Origin of the sequence: Reyranella sp., from assembly GCF_965228225.1 — a bacterium.
Taxonomy (GTDB): domain Bacteria; phylum Pseudomonadota; class Alphaproteobacteria; order Reyranellales; family Reyranellaceae; genus Reyranella.
This window is the reverse complement of record NZ_OZ245801.1, coordinates 2,427,384-2,450,817: the sequence shown is the minus strand read 5'-3', so window position 1 is coordinate 2,450,817 and position 23,434 is coordinate 2,427,384. Positions and strand designations below refer to the sequence as shown.

Annotated in this window: 24 protein-coding genes; 12 read left to right on the top strand and 12 right to left on the bottom strand. The window is 64.1% G+C overall.

Annotated features, from left to right (window positions below; translation table 11 throughout):
- Nucleotides 1-176: 176 nt before the first annotated feature.
- From ACO07K_RS11715 to ACO07K_RS11705, 3 genes are read right to left on the bottom strand one after another with little or no spacing between them, the layout of a single operon-like run.
- Entirely contained in the window at nt 177-986 is an 810-nt protein-coding gene (locus ACO07K_RS11715) for a phytanoyl-CoA dioxygenase family protein (protein ID WP_422036100.1), read from the bottom strand.
- Nucleotides 983-1,285, bottom strand: coding sequence for a putative quinol monooxygenase (locus ACO07K_RS11710; protein ID WP_422036099.1), 303 nt, complete (start codon nt 1,283-1,285; stop codon nt 983-985). Before ACO07K_RS11710 ends, ACO07K_RS11715 begins: the two co-directional genes overlap by 4 nt.
- Before the next feature lie 31 nt (nt 1,286-1,316).
- Nucleotides 1,317-3,002: an N-acyl-D-amino-acid deacylase family protein gene (locus ACO07K_RS11705; protein WP_422036098.1), complete on the bottom strand. Its 1,686-nt coding sequence runs from the start codon at nt 3,000-3,002 to the stop codon at nt 1,317-1,319.
- A 115-nt stretch (nt 3,003-3,117) separates the two neighbouring features.
- On the opposite strand from ACO07K_RS11705, the gene ACO07K_RS11700 reads away from it, so the two are divergent.
- Together ACO07K_RS11700 and ACO07K_RS11695 are read left to right on the top strand one after the other, a co-directional pair.
- Nucleotides 3,118-4,185, top strand: coding sequence for a tartrate dehydrogenase (locus ACO07K_RS11700; RefSeq protein ID WP_422036097.1), 1,068 nt, complete (start codon nt 3,118-3,120; stop codon nt 4,183-4,185).
- 35 nt (nt 4,186-4,220) lie between these two features.
- Entirely contained in the window at nt 4,221-5,207 is a 987-nt protein-coding gene (locus ACO07K_RS11695) for a tripartite tricarboxylate transporter substrate-binding protein (RefSeq protein WP_422036096.1), read from the top strand.
- Nucleotides 5,208-5,742: 535 nt separating this feature from the next.
- On the opposite strand, the gene ACO07K_RS11690 is transcribed toward ACO07K_RS11695, so the two are convergent.
- Nucleotides 5,743-6,792, bottom strand: a complete 1,050-nt coding sequence (locus ACO07K_RS11690; protein WP_422036095.1) for an alkaline phosphatase D family protein — start codon at nt 6,790-6,792, stop codon at nt 5,743-5,745.
- 45 nt (nt 6,793-6,837) lie between these two features.
- Between ACO07K_RS11690 and ACO07K_RS11685 the strand changes: the two genes are divergently transcribed.
- The gene (locus ACO07K_RS11685; protein WP_422036094.1) at nt 6,838-7,347 is read left to right on the top strand and encodes a hypothetical protein; all 510 of its coding nucleotides are present in this window, start codon (nt 6,838-6,840) and stop codon (nt 7,345-7,347) included.
- On the opposite strand, the gene ACO07K_RS11680 is transcribed toward ACO07K_RS11685, so the two are convergent.
- Entirely contained in the window at nt 7,344-8,249 is a 906-nt protein-coding gene (locus ACO07K_RS11680; RefSeq protein ID WP_422036093.1) for a LysR family transcriptional regulator, read from the bottom strand. The two genes, ACO07K_RS11685 and ACO07K_RS11680, sit on opposite strands and share 4 nt — an antisense overlap.
- A 102-nt stretch (nt 8,250-8,351) precedes the next feature.
- Here ACO07K_RS11680 and ACO07K_RS11675 point away from each other — a divergent pair, with 102 nt between their 5' ends.
- The 4 genes from ACO07K_RS11675 to ACO07K_RS11660 all read left to right on the top strand — a co-directional run bounded on the left by ACO07K_RS11675 (nt 8,352) and on the right by ACO07K_RS11660 (nt 12,237).
- Nucleotides 8,352-9,707 (top strand): arylsulfatase, encoded by a 1,356-nt coding sequence (locus ACO07K_RS11675; RefSeq protein ID WP_422036092.1) that lies wholly within the window; start codon nt 8,352-8,354, stop codon nt 9,705-9,707.
- Nucleotides 9,704-10,666, top strand: coding sequence for a Bug family tripartite tricarboxylate transporter substrate binding protein (locus ACO07K_RS11670; protein ID WP_422036091.1), 963 nt, complete (start codon nt 9,704-9,706; stop codon nt 10,664-10,666). Before ACO07K_RS11675 ends, ACO07K_RS11670 begins: the two co-directional genes overlap by 4 nt.
- 95 nt (nt 10,667-10,761) lie before the next feature.
- Nucleotides 10,762-11,601, top strand: coding sequence for a TauD/TfdA dioxygenase family protein (locus tag ACO07K_RS11665; protein WP_422036090.1), 840 nt, complete (start codon nt 10,762-10,764; stop codon nt 11,599-11,601).
- A gap of 51 nt (nt 11,602-11,652) precedes the next feature.
- Nucleotides 11,653-12,237 (top strand): GNAT family N-acetyltransferase, encoded by a 585-nt coding sequence (locus ACO07K_RS11660; protein WP_422036089.1) that lies wholly within the window; start codon nt 11,653-11,655, stop codon nt 12,235-12,237.
- Between the two features lie 269 nt (nt 12,238-12,506).
- Here the strand turns inward: ACO07K_RS11660 and ACO07K_RS11655 are convergent, their stop codons facing one another.
- The 4 genes from ACO07K_RS11655 to ACO07K_RS11640 all read right to left on the bottom strand — a co-directional run bounded on the left by ACO07K_RS11655 (nt 12,507) and on the right by ACO07K_RS11640 (nt 16,662).
- Nucleotides 12,507-13,700, bottom strand: a complete 1,194-nt coding sequence (locus ACO07K_RS11655) for a CaiB/BaiF CoA transferase family protein (RefSeq protein ID WP_422036088.1) — start codon at nt 13,698-13,700, stop codon at nt 12,507-12,509.
- Nucleotides 13,697-14,563 (bottom strand): hypothetical protein, encoded by an 867-nt coding sequence (locus ACO07K_RS11650; RefSeq protein ID WP_422036087.1) that lies wholly within the window; start codon nt 14,561-14,563, stop codon nt 13,697-13,699. The genes ACO07K_RS11655 and ACO07K_RS11650 overlap by 4 nt, the downstream gene beginning before the upstream one ends.
- Nucleotides 14,564-14,974: 411 nt before the next feature.
- A complete protein-coding gene (locus tag ACO07K_RS11645) occupies nt 14,975-15,880 on the bottom strand; it encodes a hypothetical protein (RefSeq protein ID WP_422036086.1) in 906 nt (301 codons plus the stop codon).
- A 554-nt stretch (nt 15,881-16,434) separates the two neighbouring features.
- Nucleotides 16,435-16,662 (bottom strand): hypothetical protein, encoded by a 228-nt coding sequence (locus tag ACO07K_RS11640; protein ID WP_422036085.1) that lies wholly within the window; start codon nt 16,660-16,662, stop codon nt 16,435-16,437.
- 308 nt (nt 16,663-16,970) lie between these two features.
- On the opposite strand from ACO07K_RS11640, the gene ACO07K_RS11635 reads away from it, so the two are divergent.
- Both ACO07K_RS11635 and ACO07K_RS11630 read left to right on the top strand, forming a co-directional pair.
- Nucleotides 16,971-17,384, top strand: a complete 414-nt coding sequence (locus tag ACO07K_RS11635; RefSeq protein ID WP_422036084.1) for a hypothetical protein — start codon at nt 16,971-16,973, stop codon at nt 17,382-17,384.
- Nucleotides 17,385-17,503: 119 nt separating this feature from the next.
- Nucleotides 17,504-18,115 (top strand): hypothetical protein, encoded by a 612-nt coding sequence (locus ACO07K_RS11630; protein WP_422036083.1) that lies wholly within the window; start codon nt 17,504-17,506, stop codon nt 18,113-18,115.
- Nucleotides 18,116-18,416: 301 nt separating this feature from the next.
- On the opposite strand, the gene ACO07K_RS11625 is transcribed toward ACO07K_RS11630, so the two are convergent.
- The 3 genes from ACO07K_RS11625 to ACO07K_RS11615 all read right to left on the bottom strand — a co-directional run bounded on the left by ACO07K_RS11625 (nt 18,417) and on the right by ACO07K_RS11615 (nt 20,623).
- Complete coding sequence (locus ACO07K_RS11625) at nt 18,417-18,698, bottom strand: hypothetical protein (RefSeq protein WP_422036082.1); 282 nt, start codon at nt 18,696-18,698, stop codon at nt 18,417-18,419.
- A 121-nt stretch (nt 18,699-18,819) separates the two neighbouring features.
- On the bottom strand, nt 18,820-20,226 hold the full coding sequence (glnA, locus tag ACO07K_RS11620; RefSeq protein ID WP_422036081.1) for a type I glutamate--ammonia ligase: 1,407 nt from the start codon (nt 20,224-20,226) through the stop codon (nt 18,820-18,822).
- Between the two features lie 58 nt (nt 20,227-20,284).
- Nucleotides 20,285-20,623 carry a P-II family nitrogen regulator gene (locus ACO07K_RS11615; protein ID WP_324504790.1) on the bottom strand — a complete coding sequence of 113 codons (339 nt, stop codon included), beginning with the start codon at nt 20,621-20,623 and terminating at the stop codon, nt 20,285-20,287.
- A 199-nt stretch (nt 20,624-20,822) separates the two neighbouring features.
- Between ACO07K_RS11615 and ACO07K_RS11610 the strand changes: the two genes are divergently transcribed.
- From ACO07K_RS11610 to ACO07K_RS11600, 3 genes are all read left to right on the top strand, one after another.
- On the top strand, nt 20,823-21,986 hold the full coding sequence (locus ACO07K_RS11610; protein WP_422036080.1) for an aminotransferase: 1,164 nt from the start codon (nt 20,823-20,825) through the stop codon (nt 21,984-21,986).
- 161 nt (nt 21,987-22,147) lie between these two features.
- Nucleotides 22,148-22,807 (top strand): TetR/AcrR family transcriptional regulator, encoded by a 660-nt coding sequence (locus ACO07K_RS11605; RefSeq protein WP_422036079.1) that lies wholly within the window; start codon nt 22,148-22,150, stop codon nt 22,805-22,807.
- Nucleotides 22,804-23,421, top strand: a complete 618-nt coding sequence (locus ACO07K_RS11600) for a TetR/AcrR family transcriptional regulator (RefSeq protein ID WP_422036078.1) — start codon at nt 22,804-22,806, stop codon at nt 23,419-23,421. The genes ACO07K_RS11605 and ACO07K_RS11600 overlap by 4 nt, the downstream gene beginning before the upstream one ends.
- Nucleotides 23,422-23,434 lie beyond the last annotated feature (13 nt).

Sequence of the window (23,434 nt, the reverse complement as noted above, 5' to 3'; positions counted from 1 at the left end):
ACTAGAGCGCGCTGACTAGAGTTTCAAAGATCCCGTCGCCCTGAGCGAAGCGCAGCGAAGTCGAAGGGCCTCTTTTCGTCTCGATAGACCGTGCGCTCGAAAGACGGGTCCTTCGACTGCGCCACCCTGCGGGTGGCTTCGCTCAGGACGACGAATCCTCTTTCGCTACCGGGCAACTACCGCCGCGGCCAGACTCTCGGGAAGAGGTCGCAGGTCATCGGCGCGCCGGCGGCGAGATCGGGAGTGTGGGGGAACTGGAAGGTGCCGGGGCGCGGATCGTAGCGGGCATCGTCGCCGGTATAGCGCAGCGACAGGCCGCGGCGCCGCGCGCCCGGCGTGTCGTTGCCCGGTGCGCCGTGCACGATCATCGCGTGGAACACCAGGCAGTCCCCAGGCTCCATCGTCCAGGATCGGATATCGTACTTGCTCCGGTCGGCATCGATGTCGGGGATCTGAACGAGGTCGCTCGCCGTGAACTTGGCCTCGTGGCCCTTGCGGAAGGGTGTCGGCCGGTAGTTGATTCCCCAGCGATGGGACCCGGCGATGAATTCGACCGCGCCGTTGCTGTGGTCGATATCGTCGAGGGCAATCCAGACCGACGTGATCTGCCGGCCCGTGACGGGCCAATAGGGCTGGTCCTGGTGCCACGGCGTGGGATGCGCCGTGCCGGGCTCCTTCACGAAGAGCTGGTCGTAGAAGAAGTCGACCTTCTCCGACTGCATGAGTGCAGCGGCGATTTCCCCGCCCGGCGAAGTGGTGGCGGCAAGGCGGAAATCGTTGTCCCGCTGCCACATGAACATGTCGCCGAAGAATTTGCCCGACGAGCTGCCTTCCGCGAAGTTGGTTGCGTGGGGCCCCGGCTTGAGGAGGTTTCGCTCGACCGCCTCGCACAGGATTCCAACCCACACGGCATCGAAGGCGCCGCGCAGGCAGACGACGCCGTCGCGTTCGTACGCGGCGACGTCCGTTTCAGTGACGGGGATCAAGCGTTCTGCAGCACGTGGACGGCGCGATCGGCGAGCAGGTCCTTGTTCTTGGCCGCATAGGCCTTCATGTGCTCCGACGCGCCGTGGGCCTTGAGGTGGTCCATGCTCTCCCACTTTTCGATGACCACGAACGTGTCCGGACCGAACTTGGCGAACGGACCGCCATCGATGTCGACGGCCGCACCGTACTCGATGCAGCCCTTTTCGGCGTGGACGGCCGGGACGTTGTCCTGGAAATTCTTGAGGACTTCGTCGCGCTTGCCGGGCTTGGCCGTGATGATGGCGATGACGTGGATCATGATTTTCTCCCTCGTGAGCGTCTTCGTGGCCTTAAGCGGCGCGGCCGTGTCTTAGCAGACGACCGGGCAGCTTGTCGTCGGCCGCGACGGTATCCTTGTTGTTCTGGCGGATGACCTTGCCGTTGACGATGACGGCGTCGATGCCGCTGGCTTCGGAGACGAGGCGGTCGGCGCCCGCGGGCATGTCGTAGACCCGCTTCAGCGGGCCGGGGCTCACGGTCTTCGCATCGAAGACGACGACGTCGGCCGGCCGGCCCTCGGCCAGCACGCCGCGATCGCTGATGCCGAACATCTCGGCCGGACGCTGGGTGAGATTGTGCACCGCCTCCTCGAGCGTGAAGACCTTGCGGTCACGCACCCAGTGGCCGAGCAGGTGGGTCGAGTAGCAGGCGTCGCAGAGCTGGCTGGCATGGGCGCCGGCGTCGGACAGGGCGATGATCGTGTTGGGATCGGTGATCAGTTCGGCCACTTCCTTCTCGTCGAAGTTCATGACGGCCATGCGGAAGCGGGTCTTCAGGTCGTCGGCCAGCGAGATGTCGAGGGCGAGGTCGACCGGATCCTTGCCCACCCGGGCGGCCGCGACGGCCAGCGGCATCTCTTCGAGCTCGCGATGCGACGGCGACCAGGCGATGACGACGCGGTCCCACCATTTCTGGAAGAGCGGCGTGACCTCGCTGCGCAGCTTCTCGCGCCAGGCTGGATCGGCATAGGCGCGGCGGCGGGCGCCGGGGTCTTTCGCGTCGGCCTTCGCCAGCTCGTTCATGAACGGCATCACGTCGAAGATGAACGGCTCGGCGAAGGTGACCTCGAAGTTGAGCGGCCGGCAGCTCACCTGCGGGATCACCATGGCGCCGGACTTGCGCTGCTCGGCGGCGAGATCGAGCTGCTTGCGATGGCCGCCTGGCCCGTAGAGGTGAGAGAGCAGGGCGGTCCAGGTGACCGGGATGTTGTACTTGCGGCTGACCTCGGCCATGTGCCGGGTCGAGAAATCGCGCCCGATGGTGATCTGCATCAGCCCGCGCTTCATCTCGCCCATGACCGAGACGAGGGCATCCATTTCCTCGGGCGTCGCCTGGCGGCTGGGCACCGGCTTGCCGGCATAGCCGTTGTGGCTGACCGAGACGGAGGTGCCGAAGCCGATGGCGCCAGCTTCCATCGCCTCGCGCACCAGCTTCTTCATCGCGCCGACTTCTTCGGCCGTCGCGGCGCGCTCCGTCGACTCTTCTCCCATCACATAGAGGCGCAGCGGTGTGTGGCCGAACAGGGCCGCCACGTTGATCGCCGAGCCACGCTTCTCGAGCGCGTCGAGATATTGCGGGAAGGTCTCGAACGGCCAGTCCGTGCCGAGGCCGGCTTCCAGCGCCTCGAGGCTCATGCCCTCGACCTTTTCCAGGGTCTGCATGATCATCTTGCGGTGTATTTCCCGGGTCGGCGCGACGCCGAATCCGCAATTGCCGATCACCGTCGTGGTGACGCCATGCCAGGGCGAGATGGTGAGCATCCGATCCCACAGGATCTGGGCATCGTAATGCGTATGGACGTCGACGAAGCCCGGCGACACGATCTTGCCCGTGGCGTCGATCGTCTCAGCCGCCGGCCCGTCGACCTTGCCGAGCGCGACGACCTTGCCGTCCTTGATGCCGAGATCGCCGGCGAAGCCCGGTCTGCCGGTGCCGTCAACGATGGTGCCGCCGGTAATCTTGAGGTCGAAGGTCATGGCCACTCCGGGGTAAACACCTGTTCATATTGGCGTGAGCGTACGACAGGGGCAATGCCGTGCTTGCATGGCAAGGTCGCGCTGCTACGTTCCGCGCGGTTCGGGAGGATTATTGATGGCCAAGCACAAGATCGCGCTCATTCCGGGAGACGGAATCGGCAAGGAAGTTCTGCCGGAAGGCGTGAAGGTCCTGGAGGCCGCGGCGCGGCGTTTCAATTTCGAGCTCGAGTTCACCGATTTCGACTGGTCGTGCGATCGTCTGGTCAAGACCGGCAAGATGATGCCGGACGACGGCATGGAGCAGCTCAAGGCATTCGAGAGCATCTTCCTGGGCGCCGTGGGCTGGCCGGGCGTGCCCGATCACGTTTCGCTGTGGGGCCTGCTGATCCCGATCCGTCGCGACTTCGACGAGTATGTGAACCTGCGTCCGGTGCGCCTGTTCGAAGGCGTGCCGTCGCCGCTCGCCAACCGCAAGCCGGGCGATATCGATTTCTGGGTGGTGCGCGAGAATACCGAGGGCGAATACAGCTCGATCGGCGGCCGCATGTTCCAGGGCACCGACGACGAGATGGCGATTCAGCAATCCATCTTCACGCGCAAGGGCGTCGATCGCATCCTAAAGTTCGCCTTCGACTTCGCCAGCACGACGAAGAAGAAGCACGTCACCTCGGCCACCAAGTCCAACGGCATCATCCACACCATGCCGTTCTGGGACGAGCGCTTCGACGCGATGCGCAAGAAGTACCCGGACATCAAGGCCGACCAGTATCACATCGACATCCTGACGGCACATTTCGTGCGCAACCCGGACTGGTTCGACGTGGTGGTCGGCTCCAACCTGTTCGGCGATATCCTCTCCGACCTCGGCCCGGCCCTGACCGGTTCGATCGGCGTGGCGCCGTCGGGCAACATCAATCCGGAGCGCAAGTACCCGTCGATGTTCGAGCCGGTCCACGGTTCGGCGCCCGACATCGCGGGCAGGGGCATCGCCAATCCGATCGGCCAGATCTGGTCGGGCGCTATGATGGTGCGGCACCTGGGTTATCCGGAGGCGGCGGAGGCGATCGAGCGTGCCATCGCGGCCTCGCTGGTCGAGGGCGGACCCCGCACCAAGGATCTCGGCGGCAACGGCGACACCAAGACGGTGGGTGCAGCCATTGCAGAGCTCGTGAAGACGGTGTAGCAGCCGCAATACAGTGATTCTTGGGAGGTAACCCTGTGAAGAGACGCAACCTGCTGACGACCGCCGCCGCCGTTGCCCTGGCGGCCGCGCCCTTGGGCGCCATGGCCCAGACGGCCTATCCGACGAAGCCGATCACGGTCATCGTGCCGTTCGCGGCCGGCGGCCCCACCGATGCCCTGGCCCGCGTGCTCACCGCCCGCATGGGCGAGGCGCTGGGCCAGACGATGATCGTCGAGAATGTCGGCGGCGCCGGAGGCACGATCGGCGTCAACAAGGCGGCCAAGGCGACGCCCGACGGCTACACGGTGCTGTTCACGCACATGGGTACCCTCGCGGTGAACATCGCGCTCTACAAGACGCTGCCCTACGACAGCCAGAAGGACCTCGAGCCGGTCGGTCTCGGCGGCACGAACCCGATGGTGCTGGTCACCAAGAAGGACCTGCCGGCCAAGGACTTCAAGGAGTTCGAGGCCTATGTGAAGGCCAACCAGAAGAAGGCGCAGTACGGCATGGCCGGCATCGGCGCCGCCTCGCACCTGGGCGGCCTGATGCTCAACAACATGATGAAGGTCGACGTGCTGGAGATCCCCTACAAGGGAACCGGTCCGGCGCTGAACGACCTGGTCAGCGGCCAGTTCGACTACATGGTCGACCAGGCCGTGAACGTGCTGCCGCAGATCAAGGCCGGCACCATCAAGGCTCTGGGCGTCAGCACGCTGAAGCGCCTGCCGCAGTTGCCCGACGTCCCGACGATCGACGAGTCGGGCCTCAAGGGCTACGAGGTCACGATCTGGAACGGCTTCTTCGTGGCCAAGGGCACGCCGAAGAACGTCATCGACACGCTGAACAAGGCGCTGGTCACCGCGCTCAGCGACGAGAAGGTGCGCGCGCGCCTGATCGATCAGGCCGTCGATCTGCCCGAACCCAAGGACGCAACGCCCGATGCGCTGCGCGCCCAGCTCAAGGCCTCGATCGACAAGTGGGTGCCCGCCATCAAGGCCGCCGGCGTCCAGCCGCAGTAAAGACGACCGAAGGCATGAAGGGCCGCCGCAAGGGCGGCCTTTCTTTCTTGCGCACGGCGGATCAGCCCGGATTGGCTGCGCTCGACGACGCCGGCGGCTGTTGTCCTCGGGAAGGCCGCTCGCCGTCGGGAGGCTGTCCCGGGCCGGTTCCCGGCGGCTTTCCCTGCTGTCCCATGCGCGGCGGCTCGGAAGGAGGCGCACCGTTGCCGCCCCTCCCGTTCGGAGGAGGCGGTCGACGCTCGCCCTGCATGTTAGCGCCGTCGCCGTTCGGCTTGCCGCCGGGCCGGCCTTGTGGTGGCGGTCCCTGCGGCCGGTCGGTGGAGTTGTCCGTCGAGGTCTGGGAAGACGAGGGAGGGGGCATCCGGTCTTGTGCGCAAACCGCGGTGCTGGCGAGAGCAGACAATAGAAGCGAGACCGACGCGACGGATTTCACCGATTGCATGCGGGTTCCTTTGGGCCGAGATCGGCGGTCGTTACCGCCTTGTCCTCGCTACGCCCTCCGGTGAAGCAACATCCCCCGATTCAATCTGGGCAATCAGGTGGCAATACTCAGCGTGTCAAAACCGACATCGACCGCCCGCCGCGTGTCGCCCCTCTCGTCGCGCAGTGCCAGCAGGAACTTGCGCGCGGCCCAGTCGATTTCGACCACGCCGAAATTGGCGGCGGCGAAGAGCGGGCCGAGGCGGTTGGGGCCGGGCTCCTTGGCCGCCCAGTAGACCATGTTGAGGCCGCTCGAAGTGGCCTCGTACAGCGGATAGAGGCCTTCGGGCGTTTCGCGATAGAGCGCGCCGATGTGACGATCGCCGGACAGGAAGACGACGCCCTTGGCGCCGCTGGCGCGGATCGTATCGACGAGCTTCTGCTTCTCCAGCGGCAGGTTTCCCCAGCGCTCCCAGCCATGGCCATCGGCCAGGACCTGCGTGCTCGACACGATCAGGCGCAGTTCGGCCGGCTTGCGCAGTTCGGTCGCCAGCCACGCCCACTGCTCGGCGCCCAGCATCGTCTTCGCCGGATCGGGGTCGGGAAGGTATCGTTGCTTGCCCGGCGCGCCGCGCTTGTCGGTGATCCTGAGCGGCGAGCGGAACCAGCGCACGTCGAGCAGGATGACCTGCACGCGCTTGCCCGGGGGTCCGATGATCTGCGAATCGTAGATGCCGCTGCGCGTGCGGCGGATGTCATTTGTCGGAGCCTTCCAGAACTCCAGGAAGAGGTCCTTCGACAGGGCCTTGTGCGGGAACTCCACGCCGCCGTCGTTGACGCCGTAATCGTGGTCGTCCCAGACGGCGAGATGCGGGACCGTCTCGAGCAGTTTCGTGTATCCCGCGATGTGTCCAGCTTCCTCGTAGGCGCGCTTCAGATCCGCTGCATCCGGCGCATGGAAGTCGCCATAGACATTGTCGCCGGCGAAGATGAAGAGGTCCGGCCGGTAGGCGAGGATCGGATCCCAGATCGGCTGCGGCAGGGTCTGCTTGGCACACGAGCCGAAGGCGATGCGAGACAAAGGCTTGCCGGACTGCGCCCGGGAGGCGGCGGGGGCCAGCGAGGCGGCGCCCATCAGGCGGGCGAACGTGCGGCGGGTGAACATGGTAAACACCATAATGACATTTTGTGTGGTTTGGATGGCGACGCGATGAAACGCCACCTCAAGCGCGCCCTGGAACTGCTGCTGATGCCCTTGGCGGCAGCGATCGTCTTCATCGAGGACGTGCTGCTGCACTACCTGGGCGTCGCCATGGCGGCGTTCGCCAAGTGGCCGCCGGTCGCCCGGCTCGAAGCCTGGTTCGGGCGCCTGCCGCCCTGGGGAGCCCTGATCGCCTTCGTCGCGCCCTCGACCCTGGTGCTGCCGATCAAGCTGGCGGCCTTCGGCTTTGCCCTCCACGGAAAGTTCGCCCTGGCGACGGCCAGCATCCTGCTCGGCAAGGTGCTGGCAACGGCCCTGGTCGCGCGTCTCTACAAGATCCTGCGGCCCACCCTGGTGACGATGCCCTGGTTCCTCGCCTCCGAAACCTGGGTCTTCAAATGGCGTGACAGACTCTATGCCTTCGTGGAGTCGCTGCCGGCCTGGCAGAAGACGAAGGCCGTGGTGCAGCGCCTGCGCCGCTGGCTGTCGGGCCTGGTGGGCGGCCTGCTGGCCCGCTAGCGAGGCGCGAGGCGGGCGCCGGCTTCCTTGGCCGCGCGCCGCAGGGCTTCCAGAAACTGCTCGACCGAACGCGACGGCGGCATCAGCGCCGGCAGGAGCACGCCGACGTTGAACAGCGTTCGCGGACGCCACGGCACCAGGGCGAGGCGGCCCACCCCCAGGGCTGCCGGCGTGAGCGGATCGGCAATGGCCACACCGGCACCCTGGGCGACGAGACGGCAGGCGAATTCGAGCGAGTCGACGACGATGCTCGGACGAATGGCGACGCCTTCGGCTGCGAACATGGTCTCCACGTCATGGCGCAACTGTGTGCCCGGCCCGAGCACCACCAGGGTCTCGGCGGCGAGGTCGCGGGCGCCGAGCGACTTGCGCCGGGCGAGGGGATGATGGGCGGGAAGGACGACCACGGCGGGCAGGGTCATGAGCGGCCGTGCCTCGATCCCCGGATTGTCGAGTGGCAGGGCGCCGATCCCGAGATCGAAGGACTGGTTGGCGACGGCCAGTTCGAGCTCTCGCCGATGGATGATCGCGACATCGACCTCGACCTCGGGGTGATGGCGATGGAAATGGGCCACCGCCGGCGCGAGCAGGCTGGCGGCAAAGCGCGGCATGCTCACGATCCTGAGGCGGGCCCGCGTGCCGCCCGCCACGCGCTGGGCAACGCGGGGCAGGTCGTCGATTGCCACCAGAACCCGCCGCACCTCGGCGAAGAAGGTGGTCCCTTCGGTCGTGGGCACGAGGCGCATGCGATCGCGATGAAAGAGACGCAACCCGGTTTCGTGTTCGAGGCCGGCCAGCAGGCGGCTTGCCGCGGACTGGCTCATGTTCAGCGACTGGGCGGCGGTGCCGAGGCTTCCCCGCTCCATGATGCGCAGGAAGAGCCGCAGCGCCTGCAGTTTCATCCGACCCCTCTTGCGGAAATCGCAACAACCCGTCCGCTGTTTGCATTTTATACATGAGCAGGTGCCTGTCACTCTTTGCGAACCCACAGAGGAGCGTGACCCGTGACCGTTCGCCCGCCCAACATCCTGCTGATCCTCGCCGACAATCTGGGATGGGGGGAACTCGGCTGCTACGGCGGCGGCGTGCTGCGCGGAGCCCCGACACCGCGGATCGACGCGTTGGCGGAAGAAGGCCTGACCTGCCTCAACTTCAACGTCGAGAGCGACTGCGTGCCGACGCGCTCGGCGCTGATGACCGGGCGGCACCCGATCCGCACCGGGGCGATGCAATCGGTGCCGGCCGGCCTGCCTCAGGGCCTGATCCCCTGGGAGATCACCATCGGAGAACTGCTGCAGGGCGCCGGCTACGCGACGGCCTGCTTCGGCAAATGGCATCTGGGCGACCGGGAAGGGCGCCTGCCCAAGGATCGCGGCTTCGACGAATGGTACGGGATTCCGCGCACCTCCAACGAGGCGATGTTCACGGCGGCGCCGGGCTTCGATCCCACGATCGTGCCGATGCCCTACGTGATGGAGGGCGTTAAGGGCGCGCCGGCGCGCGACCTCGCGGTCTACGACCTCGAGCAGCGCCGCCTGATCGACGGGGAGATCACGCGCCGGACGATCGATTTCATGGAGCGCCAGTCGGGCGCCGGCCAGCCGTTCTTCGCCTATGTGCCGTTGACGCAACTGCACTTCCCGACCCTGCCTCATCCCGATTTCGCGGGCCGCACCGGTGCGGGCGACTTTGCCGATGCGATGGCCGAGATGGACCATCGGGTGGGGCAGATGCTGGATGCGATCGACCGGCTGGGCCTGCGCGAGGACACGCTCGTGCTCTTCGGCAGCGACAACGGCCCGGAATTCCGGCGGCCGTGGCGCGGCACCGCCGGACCCTGGCGCGGCACCTATCACACGGCCATGGAGGGCGGGCTCCGCGTTCCCTTCATCCTGCGCTGGCCGGGCCGCATCGCGCCACGCCGCACGACGGACGTGCTGCACATCACCGATCTCTATCCGACCCTGGCGAAAGTCGGCGGCGCCACGCTGCCGGCGGACCGGCCGATCGACGGTGTCGACCAGCTGGGCTTCCTGCTGGGCGAGCGGCCGACCTCGGCGCGCGACGGATTTCCCTACTACATCAAGACCGAGCTGCGGGCCGTGAAGTGGCGCGACTGGAAGATGCATCTCATGTGGGAGGTCGAGCCCAACGAAGGACCGATCAAGCTCGAGACGCCCTATCTGTTCAATCTCGTGAAGGATCCGAAGGAGGAGACCGACGCGAACATGGACGAAGGGTGGGTGCGCGGCCCGATCCGCCGCCTGATCGAATCGTTCCAGGACAGTCTCAAGGCCCATCCGCCGATTCCGCCCGGCGCGCCGGACGCGTTCGTGCCGGGCGGGAAGGCGGGCACATGAGGCGCGCGCTCCTCCCGTTCCTCGCGGGCTGCCTCGCGCTCTCGGCCTTCGCCGCCGCGGCGCAGGACTGGCCGAGCAAGCCGATCCGCATCGTCGTGCCGTTTCCGTCGGGCGGGACCACGGACACGGCGGTCCGGCCGCTGGCGGAACGGCTGTCGCAGAAGCTCGGCGTCTCCGTCGTGGTCGAGAACAAGCCCGGCGCAGCCGGCCGCATCGGCTACGATTTCGCGGCCAAGGCGGCGCCGGACGGCTACACCCTGCTCGCGGGCACCGACAGTCTCGGCCTGCAGCCGCATCTCGATCCGCCGCCCAACTACGATCCGATCCGGGACTTCGCCCCGATTGCCCAACTCTCGTCGCAGCCGCTGGTGGTCGCCGTGCATCCGTCGCTCGGCGTCACCACGCTGCAGCAGCTCGTCGCGCTCGGGCGCACGCAGCGCGAGCCGATCGGCTACGCCACCTCGGGCATCGGCTCGTCGCAGAACTTCGCCGGCGAATGGTTCGCCCGCGTCTCCGGCCTCAAGATGCTGCACGTGCCGTATCGCGGCGGCGGCCAGGCGGTGAACGATCTCCTGGCCGGTCAGGTCCAGCTTGCGGTGCTGGGGATCGCGCCGCTGATCCCCTATCAGAAGGCGGGGCGGATCCGCATCCTGGCCGTCACCACCGCCGAGAGATCGCCGGCGCTGCCCGACGTGCCGACGCTGAAGGAGCTGGGCTACGACGTCGTCGTCGACCAGTGGATGGCGCTGCTGGCGCCAGCCAAGGTGCCGCCTGCCATCCTCGAGCGGCTCAATTTCGAGGTGAACACCGCGCTGCGCGATCCTCGGCTGCGGGAGATCTACGCGGGCGTGGCGATGCGGCCCGTCGGCGGCACGGCCCAGGACCTCGATACGCTGCTCAAGAGCGACTATCGCCGCTTCGGCACGCTGACCAAGGAACTGAACTTCAAGGCGGAGTAGGGCGCCTTCCGCTGTCCGGCTCGCGCCTTTGTGCGGTCGGCCGTTCGTGCGTTAGGCTCATCGGAGCCAATGAAGCCGACGGGAGTTGCAGGACCATGCCGCAAGTCGTTCCCAACGAAGGCGCCCTGGGCGCGCGGATCGAGGGGCTGGATCGCGCCACCGCGACCCAGCCAGCGATGGCCGCGATGCTGAACCAGGCGCTTGCCCAGCATCTGCTGGTCGTGATCCCCGGCGATCCGATGACGCCGGAACAGACACGAGAGTTCTCCAAGGCCTTCGGCGCGCCGCAGAGGCAGTTGCTGCGCTACAAGCGCAGCGGCGCCGTGCCCGACGTGTCGGTCATGGTGAGCACCCTGATGGCCGACGGCACGACCGACAAGACCGCGATCCGCGCCGAAGACTGGCACACCGACGATTCCTATTTCGCCGTCCCCGCGAAGGCGACCTTGCTGCACAGTATCGAGATTCCGAGCCACGGCGGCTCGACCTGGTTCTGCAACATGCACTCGGTGTTCGAAGCCCTGCCGGAGGCGACGCGCAAGCGGATCGACGGCATGAAGGCCATCCACGGCTACGACACGCCGCGTGCCCGCAACCGGCCATCGCCGCGCACGCCGGAGGAGATCGCCGAGACGCCGGACGTCGAGCATCCGCTGGTGCGGACGCATCCCGTGACGGGGCGCAAGGCGCTCTATCTCAACCCCAACCGCCTCGATCGCATCGTCGGGCTGGAGCGGGCCGAAAGCGACGCCCTGCTCGACGAACTGGCAGACGAGGCGCGCAAGCCGCAGCATCATTTCGGCCATGTCTGGAGCAGGGGCGACATCGTCGTCTGGGACAATCGCGCCACCATGCACCGTGTCGTCATCGATTATCCGGTGGGCGAGGAACGCATCATGCACCGCGTGCTGATCGAGGGCGAGCCGCCGATCTGAGGGATCGACCGCCGCCTGACCAGCTCCGATTGGTGACAAAGGAATGACTCGATGAACGACGTCGTCTTCCGCAAAGGTGAGCACGTACTGTTGCGTCCGCTCCAGCGAGCCGACATCCCGGCAATCCGGCGCTGGATGAACGATCCGGAAACGACCCAGTACCGATTGGCGCGGGCCTTTCCTCTCATGGAAAAGGCCCAGGAGGAGTGGCTGGACAGGCTGTCGGGTTCGACGACGGAGTTCGGTCTCGGCATCGTGACGATCGAGGACAACAAACTCATCGGTTGGATCGGCTTGCATGAGGTCGACTGGGCGCACCGCACGGCCACCACCAGCACGACGATCGGCGAGGCGGATCATCTCGGCAAGGGCTACGGAAGCGAAGCGAAGATGCTGATGCTCGACTTCGCCTTCAATGCACTCGATCTGTATGCCGTTCGCTCACGCGTGATGGACGACAACAAGCGCAGCCTCGCGTACGCCCGGAAGAACGGCTACGAGGAAGTCGGACGACTTCCAAAGTGGATCCGCCGGCAGGATGGAGAACGTTGCGACGAAGTCGTGCTTGTCGTCACGCAGGAACAATGGCGACCGCTGTGGCAGGCGTATCTCAGCAACAGAAGAAGCCCTGCCTAGAGCGTTTCCGGACGAGATAGACTCGAGCCGAGCATCTCAACACTGACCTCACCCTGAGGAGCGAACGCCGTGAGCGTCTCGAAGGGTGGGCACGCGCACCCCATCGGTTGCCCATCCGCGATCTCCGCGGTATTTAAGTACCGCATTGACCCCCGGGCAGGTTCGCTTCGATTGTTTCGGTTATTTCGTTTATTTCGTTTGCGCGGCCTGGCCCGGCCGGCGTGACAGCCCAGCCGCTGCATCATATCGGCATGCGGGACGATCCTTCGTCAGCGCACGGCACCCGACGTCCGCATCTTCTCGATCTCTGCGTCGCCGTATCCGGCCTCGCTGAGAATCTCGGCGGTATGCTCGCCGAGTTTGGGGGCGTGCGTCTCGACCGGTCGTTCACCGCCCGAGAACGTGTTGGCGCGGCGCGAACGGCGGATGCGGCCTTCGCTGGGATGGTCCTCGGGCTGGAAGAAGCCGACATCGGTCAAGTGGGGATCGGTGAGCAGGTCGTCGATCGTGTTGTAGCGCGCCGCCGGCACGTCGAGCCGGTCGAAGATCTCCAGCCAGTCCGCCGTCGTCTTCTGGGCGAGGCCCTCTTTGCGGACAACGAAGTACTCGGCGGCATTCTTCGTGCGCGAGGCGGCGCTGTCGAAGCGCGGGTCGGTCTTCAGTTCGGGCCGGCCGATGGCGTCGAAGAAGGCGAAGGCCTGCTGGTTGGTGTTGGGCCCGACGGTGATGTAGCCGTCCTTGGTCGGCAGGGGACGATAGTCGGGGCTGAGCAGGCGGCCGTCGCCGCTGGGACCGATCGGCGGATCGAAGGTCGCCGCGCCCAGATGCTCGCTCGACACGAACGAGGCCATGTTCTCGAGCATGGGCACGTCGATCGCCTCGCCGACGCCGCTCTTCTCGCGCCGGTACAGGGCGAAGCCGATGCACTGGGCGGCGATCAGGCCCGTGGTATGATCGCTCATCACCATGGGCACGAAGCGCGGCTCGCCGGTGGCGCGTTCCAGGGTGCCGGCGACGCCGGACAGGCTCTGCACGATGGGATCGTAGGCGGGGCGGTTGTAGTAGCGGCCGCCGCGGCCGAAGGCCAGGATCGAGCAGTGGATCAGCTTCGGGTTCTTCTTCGCGAGGCTCGCATGGTCGAGCCCGGCGCGGGTGAGGGCCTCGGGCCGCACGTTGCTCACGAACACGTCGGCCTTCTCGATCAGGCGATGCAGCGCCGCGAGCCCGTCCGGCTGCTTGATGTCGAGCACGATCGACCGCTTGTTGCGGTTGAAGTTGATGAATTTGCCCGACATGCCGGGATTGCGGCTGCCCTGCGCCATCGTGCGCAGCAAGTCGCCGCCCGGCGCCTCGACCTTGATGATCTCGGCGCCGTAGTCGGCCAGCGTGCGCGTGCAGATCGGCCCGACGACCACCGTCGTCAGGTCGACCACCTTCACGCCCGAGAGCGGACCACCGCTCACGCCGCGAACTCCAGGTCCATCTCGCCGCACAGCACGCCGTTCTTGTCGGCCGCCCAGAGCCTGAGCTTGCCGTCCTTCTGGTCCTCGCCGCGGACCTCGATCAGGTCGCCGACCCAGAGCGGATGGACGAGGCGGGCGCTGTAGCCCTTCAGCTCGCCCTTGGCGTGCTTCAGGGCGGCATCGACCATGAGGTGCATCGACAGGCCGCCGTTGGACACGATGGCGGGATAGCCTTCCTCGCTGCGCGTGTAGTCGCCGTCATAGTGGATACGGTGGGCGTTCCAGGTGATGCCGCCGTAGCGAAAATTGAGCGTGTTGGTGAGCGGCGTCGTTTCGCTCCAGGCCTGGTCGGTGCGCGCCGGCGTGGCCACGGTGGCGGTGGTCTTCTGGCCCGGCGGGACGGCGGGGCGGTAGATCGCGTCGAACGTGTCGGAGGCGATCGTCTTGCCGCCCTGTTCGATCGTGTGACGCATCGTCAGCACGAAGATGTCGCCCGAGCGGCCGGTCTTGGGGACGATGTTCGCCACCTCGGCCTTCTTCAGCGCCGGCTCGCCGGCCTTGAGGCGGCCCATGATCTCGACCTGGCGGCCGGCGCCCATGCGGCGCGGCATCGGGATCGGCGGCAGGACGATGCCCTTGTTGGGATGGCCGTCCGGGCCCAACTCGCCCTGGCGGACGGTCTCGGCAAAAAACACCGTGAACCAGTGCGGCGGCAGCTCCTGGCCGCGCTTGATCGAATCGGGATCGACGTCGAAGGTCGCGGCGACGCGGCGGACGGCCATCATGCCGATATCGTCCTCGACCGTGCGCACCCGCCCGATCCAGGGCCGCAGGGTCTCCATCGCTTCGTCCATCCAGCCCATGTCCGTTCCCTCAGAAATATTGCGGCGCGCATCCTCCAACAAAAGAAGGGCCCACAACAGCGGGCCCTTCCATGATCCGAAAGATCGGAAGACATTGGTCTTCGCCTGGGGCGAACTAAATCGAGAAAATTTCAGGGTTTCAAGTAGGTAAACATAGTCACTAAGCTGATCGGTTGGTGATCCCATAATCTCCATTACGGCACATGGTTATTGGAACATCGATAAGTGGACCGTATTGGACCGTCCAGCGTGATCCATTGGACTGGACCTGTGATCCATCAACGATTCGAGATCGAGTTCAGCGACTCTATGAGCGGCTATCAGGACTGCGGCAGGCGAGTGACCCTGAAGCGGGCAGATCAGAGGGGGCAAGCGACCGAGCGCGAAGACTAACGCCCTGCTTGATCTCTTCTAGTTCTGTCCCATGAGCTTAATGAGTTCATGACAGAGGACCGCTAGTGCCGTCAGGCCACCCAGCACCAACGTAAATATGGGCTTGTCAGAATCTACTATGGCATAGCCCAGCCTCAAGATCGTTGCCCGGACATAGGACCGCAAGGCAAACGACAGTACGAAAGCAAGTGAGAATGCGATCCGCAGGCCATTAATCAAGAAGGAAGCGAAATCCTGAGGCAACTGCAGTTGCAAGAGGCTGCTAGGCCACTCGGCGAACGAACCGGTCACGATGGCGTACCACCCGCTTATCCCAGCCTTCGTAGTCAATATCGATATTAGTTCGTGGTTCATCCACCACGACACGACTGCGACATAGAACGTCGTCATCAACGGCTGCCACAACAGGAATAGCGCAACGTTTGCAATCAGCAACATCAGATATGTAGCGATTCCTCCTGCCTGTTTAAGAGCCAAATTGGAGAGAAAGCGGGTGAAGGAAAGTGAGAGTGCCACCATCACAGTCAGGAGTAATGGCGAGAGAACAAACATCTGAATCAGCACGCCTCTTGCTTCATCGGGAATGGTTCCATCGCGGAATAACCACGTCATCATTGCAATGAAAGCGCCGCCGGTGCTGGAGGTCCAAGCCGTTGCCAAAACCATCACGTAGATTGATGTGACCAATCGTTGGGCCGATATCAATCTGGGCCCAACAACATAGTCCCACGCTTTCAAAGCGGCTCGCGCCTCTTCGGCTCCCAGTGCTTCCCAACGACCGTATTCAAGTTTCAAAACAAGCCTAGACAGCCAATCGCGCAACCGCTTCTTCTCCGGCTTGTCCATCATGAAGTCGATGAATTGGCCCAAGGCAGTCAAAAGACCGATCTTGAACACGGCAAGGATGAAAGTTTCGATTGGCACGCCAACTCCCCTAGGAGGATGATATCACAAGCCTAGGAAGCATTTGTTGGGTAGAAATCGCTTCGCGAGCGCAACGCGTTGGATTGGTTATTCACGACAGAAGCAGTCAGCGGCCTGATCTGCATCCCCGAACTCTTTGGGTTCTTCGGCTTGCACTGCCTTCAGCATTGCTGCGTAGCTGGGTCGATCTTTCCGGAATCTCGCACCAGTCGGCTTACTTGCTCTGGATTCAGCTTCCTGCTTGATCCACCAGTCCGCCCGCTCCGGCATGTCCTTGAGGATCGTGTTGATCGTAACTGCGGATTTCAGAAAGCACAGATCGCAATTCCCGAGTGGGGTCTTTCCGTCGACGTTCGGCAAGGTGAGATCGAAGTTCTGCTGGTACCAAGACTGGACCGCGTCCTCTTGGGTTGTTCCTGCTGTGGCTAGAGGTAATACATTCTCCCAGCGTTCCCGGGTTGGACCTCGCAGTCATGATACTCTTCGGGGTTCGTCCGCTCTGATCCCGACTACGTTGGACCAGTGATCTCAACCAAGTGAGCGGGCGTACTGCTTCACGCCCGGATATTGAGTGCACTGGTGCAGAAGCGGGCAACTGGATTCGGGAGGTAGTTCTTCCGTTTAATCAGTGCTTGGTAAGGCTCACGGGCACGGCTGGCCGCTTCGAAGCTCGCCTGCGTCAATCTGCTCTTGGGTTCGTCGTGATCGAGGTATTCCAGCCAGACAATTTCCACGCCCCATTGAGTTCCGCATTCTCGGACGAACTCCAGCGTTTCATCCATCTCGTTCCCCGTGTTGGAGAAGCAGACCTTCACGTCGTCAGGGAGTCTGCCTTGATAGGCTTAATGAACCGGTGGGGCATGTTTGCGGAGCTTCTTCCTCGGTTAAAGCTGATGAGTGCCGGTCCCTTGACCCTGAATGGTTCGTCCATTCAGATATTTTCGGAATTGCTTCATTCGTCCTGTCGGGGGAGCGATCAGATCATCTTGAGGTCAGCTTAATGCCCACCGTCCATGACTTGAGGTCGCTGCTATTCCAAGCTGTGCGCGAGTACATGAGAGAGCACCCCCGAGTTGGTGGATCGAAGAGCATGGAATGGTCGGTCTCAACACGGATCGCCATCCTATTGGCTCGGATGCCACAAGTTGTCGCTTGGGAGGCGGACGGCTTCATGGTCGATGCCGAATACTGTCAGGACGGTAGAGAAGGCGCGATGAAGGGCGAGATGAAACTGGACCTGATCGTGCACAAGCGCTGTGAGGCCGGATCAGCGAACAATCTGCTTGCCTGCGAGATCAAGCTTCACGACGTCGGTAGGCCGAGATGCCCGCCTCTCGCAGATCGCGAGAAGCTGGCTCGCTGCAAGGGTGAGCGCTTCGAGTATCAATTGGCTATCTGGCTTGCTGTTCCGCGAAAGGTGCGCGCCGACCGTCAGGTCTGGTATTCGGAGTTCGATGGCAACGGACTGTATGGTCGTCCGGTACAGATCCCAGCCCTGCCGTAGATTTCGCTTCTGACACTCCATGAATCAGCACGAAGCGCCCGCTGATCAGTAGCTCTGATGCGGGGACCGATCTACTAGGGTCTCTCGATTCCCACCGGCTCGGGTAGTAGGCTTCACTTATGCAGCCCGGTGTCCTCATCTCCATCGGCATAGCCCTGCTCGGGTTGTGCTTGTCCGCACATACCAAGCTCGCTGTAAGCGATACCTACACGCTGCTGTTCGATGCTCTGTTCTGGGGAAGCGGTGCGGCAGGCGTTGTCTTCCTGGTGGCGGGCTTGTTCAGGACGATCTTTCCACCGAGCCCGATCCGGCCAGACATAGACCTTCGCGAGTTCATAGACCTCTGGCTGGGCTACTCAAGATGGAGCTATCACAACAATACGTTCCTCGCGGCCGAGATCATGGCAGGTACCGACGCAGCGCTGACCGCAATGGCAGCGGAGGCTCGGCTCGATCACGTGACGGTGTGGGGTAGCAAAGACACGCTATTTCAAGGAGTGGTTCCGCTGAGCCCGATTCCTAAAGAGCAATGGGATCATCTGTCCGTGGACTCCCTAGACTTCCTGACTGCCGATGACACCAAGGACGTGGTAGCTAAGCCGAACCGGGCACAGGACTCACGATATATCGACATCCACCTGAACCGGGCTCAGGTGCTGCGGCAGTGGCCTCGGACCCTCTGGTATAATCGAGCACGCAGGCGGTTTACGCTGTGGCGGGCTGGCTTCTGAGAAGGGTTTAGGAAGGCCCTCCAGTGAGCGGATGACGGAATGGACGTGGGATCAGGCGCAGGACAAGTTCCCGGCCGGGCACCTTGTTTCAGGTTTCCATGATCGGGACCAGCTGGACCGGCTGGCGCAGATTCGCAGGCTGTTCGTGAACACTGGGCCTAGGGTGCAGTGGGCCGGCCGTAAGACCGTCGAGAAGGACGAGCACAAGATGGCTCGAATACACGCTCCATAAGTTCCGGGTAATCACAGGCCTGTTGGATCAACGGGTGAAGGCAGGATTCGGCTAACGCGGTGTTGCGCTTTAGTCCTTGTGCTCATCAGCCTTTCGACGAGATTGGCGATACTCGAAACCGGCCACTGCGGCCATCTGAGTGATCGTCTCCCACACGTCCCAATCGAGATAGACGGTACCGTCGTCTGCGATTAGCCTCACGCCGTGGATTCCCGTCTTCTTGAGAGTTTGCATTTCGACTTCACGCATCGCCAGTTCGGTGGCGGCCCGCATGGGCTGTTCCGCTTGAAGCAGGAGTACGCGGTGCTCGATTGATGCGATGTTGCTGCCGTCGAGCTTGAACAATTCCAAATACCAATCCTGCATTGAATGAGCCTTTGGTGAAGAAAAGGCCGCCCGGTGAGGGGCGGCCTTCCTACGGACCTCGGAGTGTTTCCGAGGCTCCCAAAGTCCTTATTTTGCTGCGTCCGATTTAGATCGAGTAGTACATCTTGTACTCGATCGGGGCCGGCTGGTGTTCCCAGTTGTAGACCTCTTCCCACTTGAGCTCCATGTAGGCGTCGATCTGGTCGTCGGTGAACACGCCGCCCTGGGTGAGGAACGAGCGGTCGGCGTCGAGGGCGTTGAGGGCCTCGCGCAGCGAGCCGGCGACGGTCGGAACCTTGGAGAGTTCTTCCGGCGGCAGGTCGTACAGGTTCTTGTCCATCGGGTCGCCCGGATGGATCTTGTTCTTGATGCCGTCGAGTCCGGCCATCAGCATCGCCGCGAAGGCGAGGTACGGGTTGGCCGACGGATCGGGGAAGCGGACCTCGACGCGCTTGCCCTTGGGCGAGGACGCGTAGGGGATGCGGCACGAGGCCGAGCGGTTGCGCGACGAGTAGGCCAGCAGCACCGGCGCCTCGAAGCCCGGGATGACGCGCTTGTAGGAGTTGGTGCTGGCGTTGGTGAAGGCGTTCAGCGCCTTGGCGTGCTTGATGATGCCGCCGATGTAGTACAGCGCCGTCTCCGACAGGTCGGCATAGCCCGAACCGGCGAACAGCGGCTTGCCGTCCTTCCAGATCGACTGATGGCAGTGCATGCCCGAGCCGTTGTCGCCATAGAGCGGCTTCGGCATGAAGGTCAGCGACTTGCCGTAGCTGTGGGCGACGTTGTGCAGCGAGTACTTGTACTTCTGCACGTTGTCGGCGGTCTTCACGAGCGTGTCGAACTTGAAGCCGAGCTCGTTCTGCGCCGGAGCCACCTCGTGATGGTGGATTTCCATGACCAGGCCCATGTCGGTGCAGACCGACATCATCTCGGCGCGCAGGTCGTTGTGCGTGTCGACCGGCTGGACCGGGAAGTAGCCGCCCTTGACGCCCGGACGATGGGCCAGGTTGCCGCCTTCGACGGCAACGCCGGTGTTCCACGGCGATTCGTTGGAGGAGATGCTGTAGAAGCTGCCCTGCATCTGGACGTCGTAGCGGACGTCGTCGAACACGAAGAACTCGAGTTCGGGGCCGAACACGGCGGTGTCGCCGATGCCGGACGACTTCATGAAGGCTTCGGCGCGCTTGGCGGTCGAGCGCGGGCAGCGGGCGTAGAGCTGGCCGGTCGAGGGCTCGACGACGTCGCAGCTCACGATCAGCGTGGTCTGCGCGGTGAAGGGATCGAGCACGGCGGTCGACGGATCCGGCATCAGGATCATGTCGGACTCGTTGATCGCCTTCCAGCCGGCGATCGAGGAGCCGTCGAACATCACGCCGTCCTCGAAGGTGCCTTCGTCGGTGGCGGACGCCATGCGGGCCGTGTGCTGCCACTTGCCGCGAGGATCGGTGAAGCGGAAGTCAACGAACTTGACGTCCTTTTCCTTGATCAGCGCGAGAACCTGTTTGGCATCCATTGTCGCTCGTCCCTCTACTTAGTGGTTTACTGCTTTCAGCCCCCGAAAGGCCGGGTCCTCATACGGCGGCGTCACCACGCTCACCAGTACGAATTCGAATCGCGTCGTCGATGCTCGACACGAAGATCTTGCCGTCGCCGATGCGACCGGTATGGGCGGAGGCACGGATGGCCTCGACCGCCTTTTCCACCATCTCGTCCTCGATGATGAGTTCCAGCTTCACCTTCGGCAGGAAGTCGACGACGTACTCTGCGCCACGATAAAGCTCGGTATGGCCTTTCTGCCGGCCGAAGCCCTTGGCCTCGAGAACCGTGATGCCTTTCAGGCCGATCTGGTTGAGGGCATCCTTCACCTCGTCCAGCTTGAAGGGCTTGATGATCGCTTCGATCTTCTTCATTGGGCTTGAGACACTCCGCACGAAGGCACCGGGCCCTCCGATCAGAAGAGCCCGTGTCAGGATAGGGAAGCACACTTCATGCCAGAATTTTCCACAGGGTAGTGCGGGAAATCCGGCTTCGGTCTGTCTGTTTTGAGGGCGGATTGATTAAAAGACAAACAAAATACAGCGCAAAAAGTAGACACTGAGAGAAGTCCGCATGAAATCCGCAAACTCCACGATGGCCGGTCTCGGCACGACGGTCTTCGAAGTCATGTCGGCGCTGGCCCGCGAGCACCAGTCGGTCAATCTCGGGCAGGGCTTTCCCGACGACAAGGGACCGGAGGAGGTGAGGGCGGCGGCCGCGGACTATCTGCTGAACGGCCACAACCAGTACCCGCCGATGATGGGCATTCCCGAGCTGCGCCAGGCGGTGGCCGCGCACGCCGCGCGTTTCCAGGGGCTCGACATAGACTGGCAGGGCGAAGTGCTCGTGACCTCCGGGGCGACCGAGGCGCTGGGCGACTGCCTGTTCGGCCTGATCGAGCCGGGCGACGAAGTCGTGCTGATCGAGCCGCTGTACGATTCCTATCTGCCGATCGTGCGGCGGGCAGGGGGCGTGCCGAAGCTGGTGCGCCTGGAGCCGCCGACCTGGCGTCTGCCCCGGGAGGAGCTGGCGGCGGCGTTCGGACCGAAGACCAAGCTCATCCTGTTCAATACGCCGATGAATCCCTGCTCCAAGGTGTTCGACCGCGAGGAACTCGATTTCATCGCCGGGCTGTGCCTCGAGCACGATGTCTACGCGATCTGCGACGAGGTCTACGAGCACATCATCTTCGACGATCGGCGCCACATCTCGCTGATGACCCTGCCGGGCATGCGCGACCGGACGGTCCGGATCGGCTCCGCCGGCAAGAGCTTCAGCCTCACCGGCTGGAAGGTGGGCTACATCACCGCGGCGCCGGAGCTGATGAAGGCGATCGCCAGGACCCACCAGTTCATGACCTTCACGACGCCGCCCAACCTGCAATGGGGCGCCGCGACCGGACTGCGCCTGGACGATCGGTACTTCTCGACCCTGGCGGCCGACATGCAGCGCAAGCGCGACCATCTCGCCGGGGCTCTGGCCACGATCGGTTTCGACGTCCTGCCGTCGCACGGGACGTATTTCGTCACCACGGACTTCCGACCGCTGGGATTCAACGGAACCGACGAGGATTTCTGCCGGCACATCACGGTCGAGGCCGGGGTGACGGCGGTGCCGGTCAGCGCCTTCTACCAGTCCGAAGCGGCGCCCCGACATTTCGCGCGCTTCTGCTTCTGCAAGCACGACAGCACGCTCGACAGCGCCATCTCTCGTTTGGCGAAACATTTTGGCAGCTGATCGGCTGGTATTTGCATTGATGTGGACATAGGATGCAATTGTTGCCCCGTTTCGGTGGGGCAAAGACCGGTGTCCGAGGTGTTTGCGTTGAGAATGCTTGTAAGTCGCTCTGCGAGTTGCGGAATCGCAACCTGGCTCCGGCCGGCGAGTTGGCTGGCGGAATGAGCTGGATCGACCCTCATGCCCGCCACCCGGCTCCGGCGAAGAACATCAGGGTGGACGGCCGCCGGCTCCGCAGTGAGCGGACCAAGCAACTCATCGTCGAAGCCTATCTGGCCCTGATCCGCGAGAATCCCCAAACCCCGGTACCAACGGCGGCGGAGATCGCGGAGCGCGCGGGATACTCCGTCCGGTCCATCTTCGAACGTTTCCCCGATCTTCACACGTTGCGCGTCGCCGCGGCCGATTACGCGCTGGCCCACGCGGCGGCGCTGGCGCCCGCCCGCGACGTCGATGGCGACCGGGCAACGCGCATCCGGTCGCACGTCGAGACCAGGGCAGGGACCTGCGAGCGGGGCATTTCGTTGTGGCGGGCGTTGACGTTCAACGTCGATGAGAACGACGACTTGAAGATCCGCATCAAGGTTGCCCGCGACCGGACGATCGAGCGCATGGAGCTCATGTACCGGCTCGAACTGACGGCGCTCCCGGAGGTCGAGCGCCGCAATGTCCTGATCGCTCTCGAAGCAATCACAGACATCGAGAGCTGGGCGCGACTTCGCGACATGTACGGTCTCTCGTTCGCCGAAGGCTGCGCGGCCTGGATCGCCGCCATCGACCGGATCCTGCCGGCCACACCGGATGGCGGGGCTCGCACATGACTGTCCAGCCGGTGAAAGTGGACGGCCGCCGGCTGCGCAGTGAGCGTACGAAGCAGCTCATCATCGAGGCCTACCTCGCGCTCGCTCAGGACCTGTCGCCGCGCGTGCCGACCGCGGCCGAGATCGCGGCGAAGGCTGGATACTCGGTGCGGTCGATCTTCGAGCGTTTTCCCGACATCCTCGCCCTGCAGGTCGCGGCGGTCGATTACTGCTTCGCGCAGGTGTCGGCGTTGGCGCCGCCGCGGGGCGTCGAGGGCGAGCGCGCGAGCAGGATCGAGGCGCACGTACGCACGCGCAGCCAGTCGTGCGAACGCTGGGTGCGCCTGTGGCGGTCGCTGGTGGTGAACCAGGGTGATTCGCCGGAACTGAAGTCACGCGTCCGATTTGCGCGCGACAGCGTAACGGAACGCATGGAGCTGATGTTCGCGCCGGAGTTCGCCACGATGCAGCCCGAGGAGCGGCGTCAGATGCTGATCGTGCTGGAGGCGCTGACCGACGTCGAAAGCTGGGAACGCATGCGCGAATACTTCGGCCTGTCCGTCGACGAGGCCTGCGAGGTCTGGATCCAGACGATCGACCGGTTGCTGCCCCGGAACCGGAGCGACGCCGCGTGACCGCGGCGGGTGA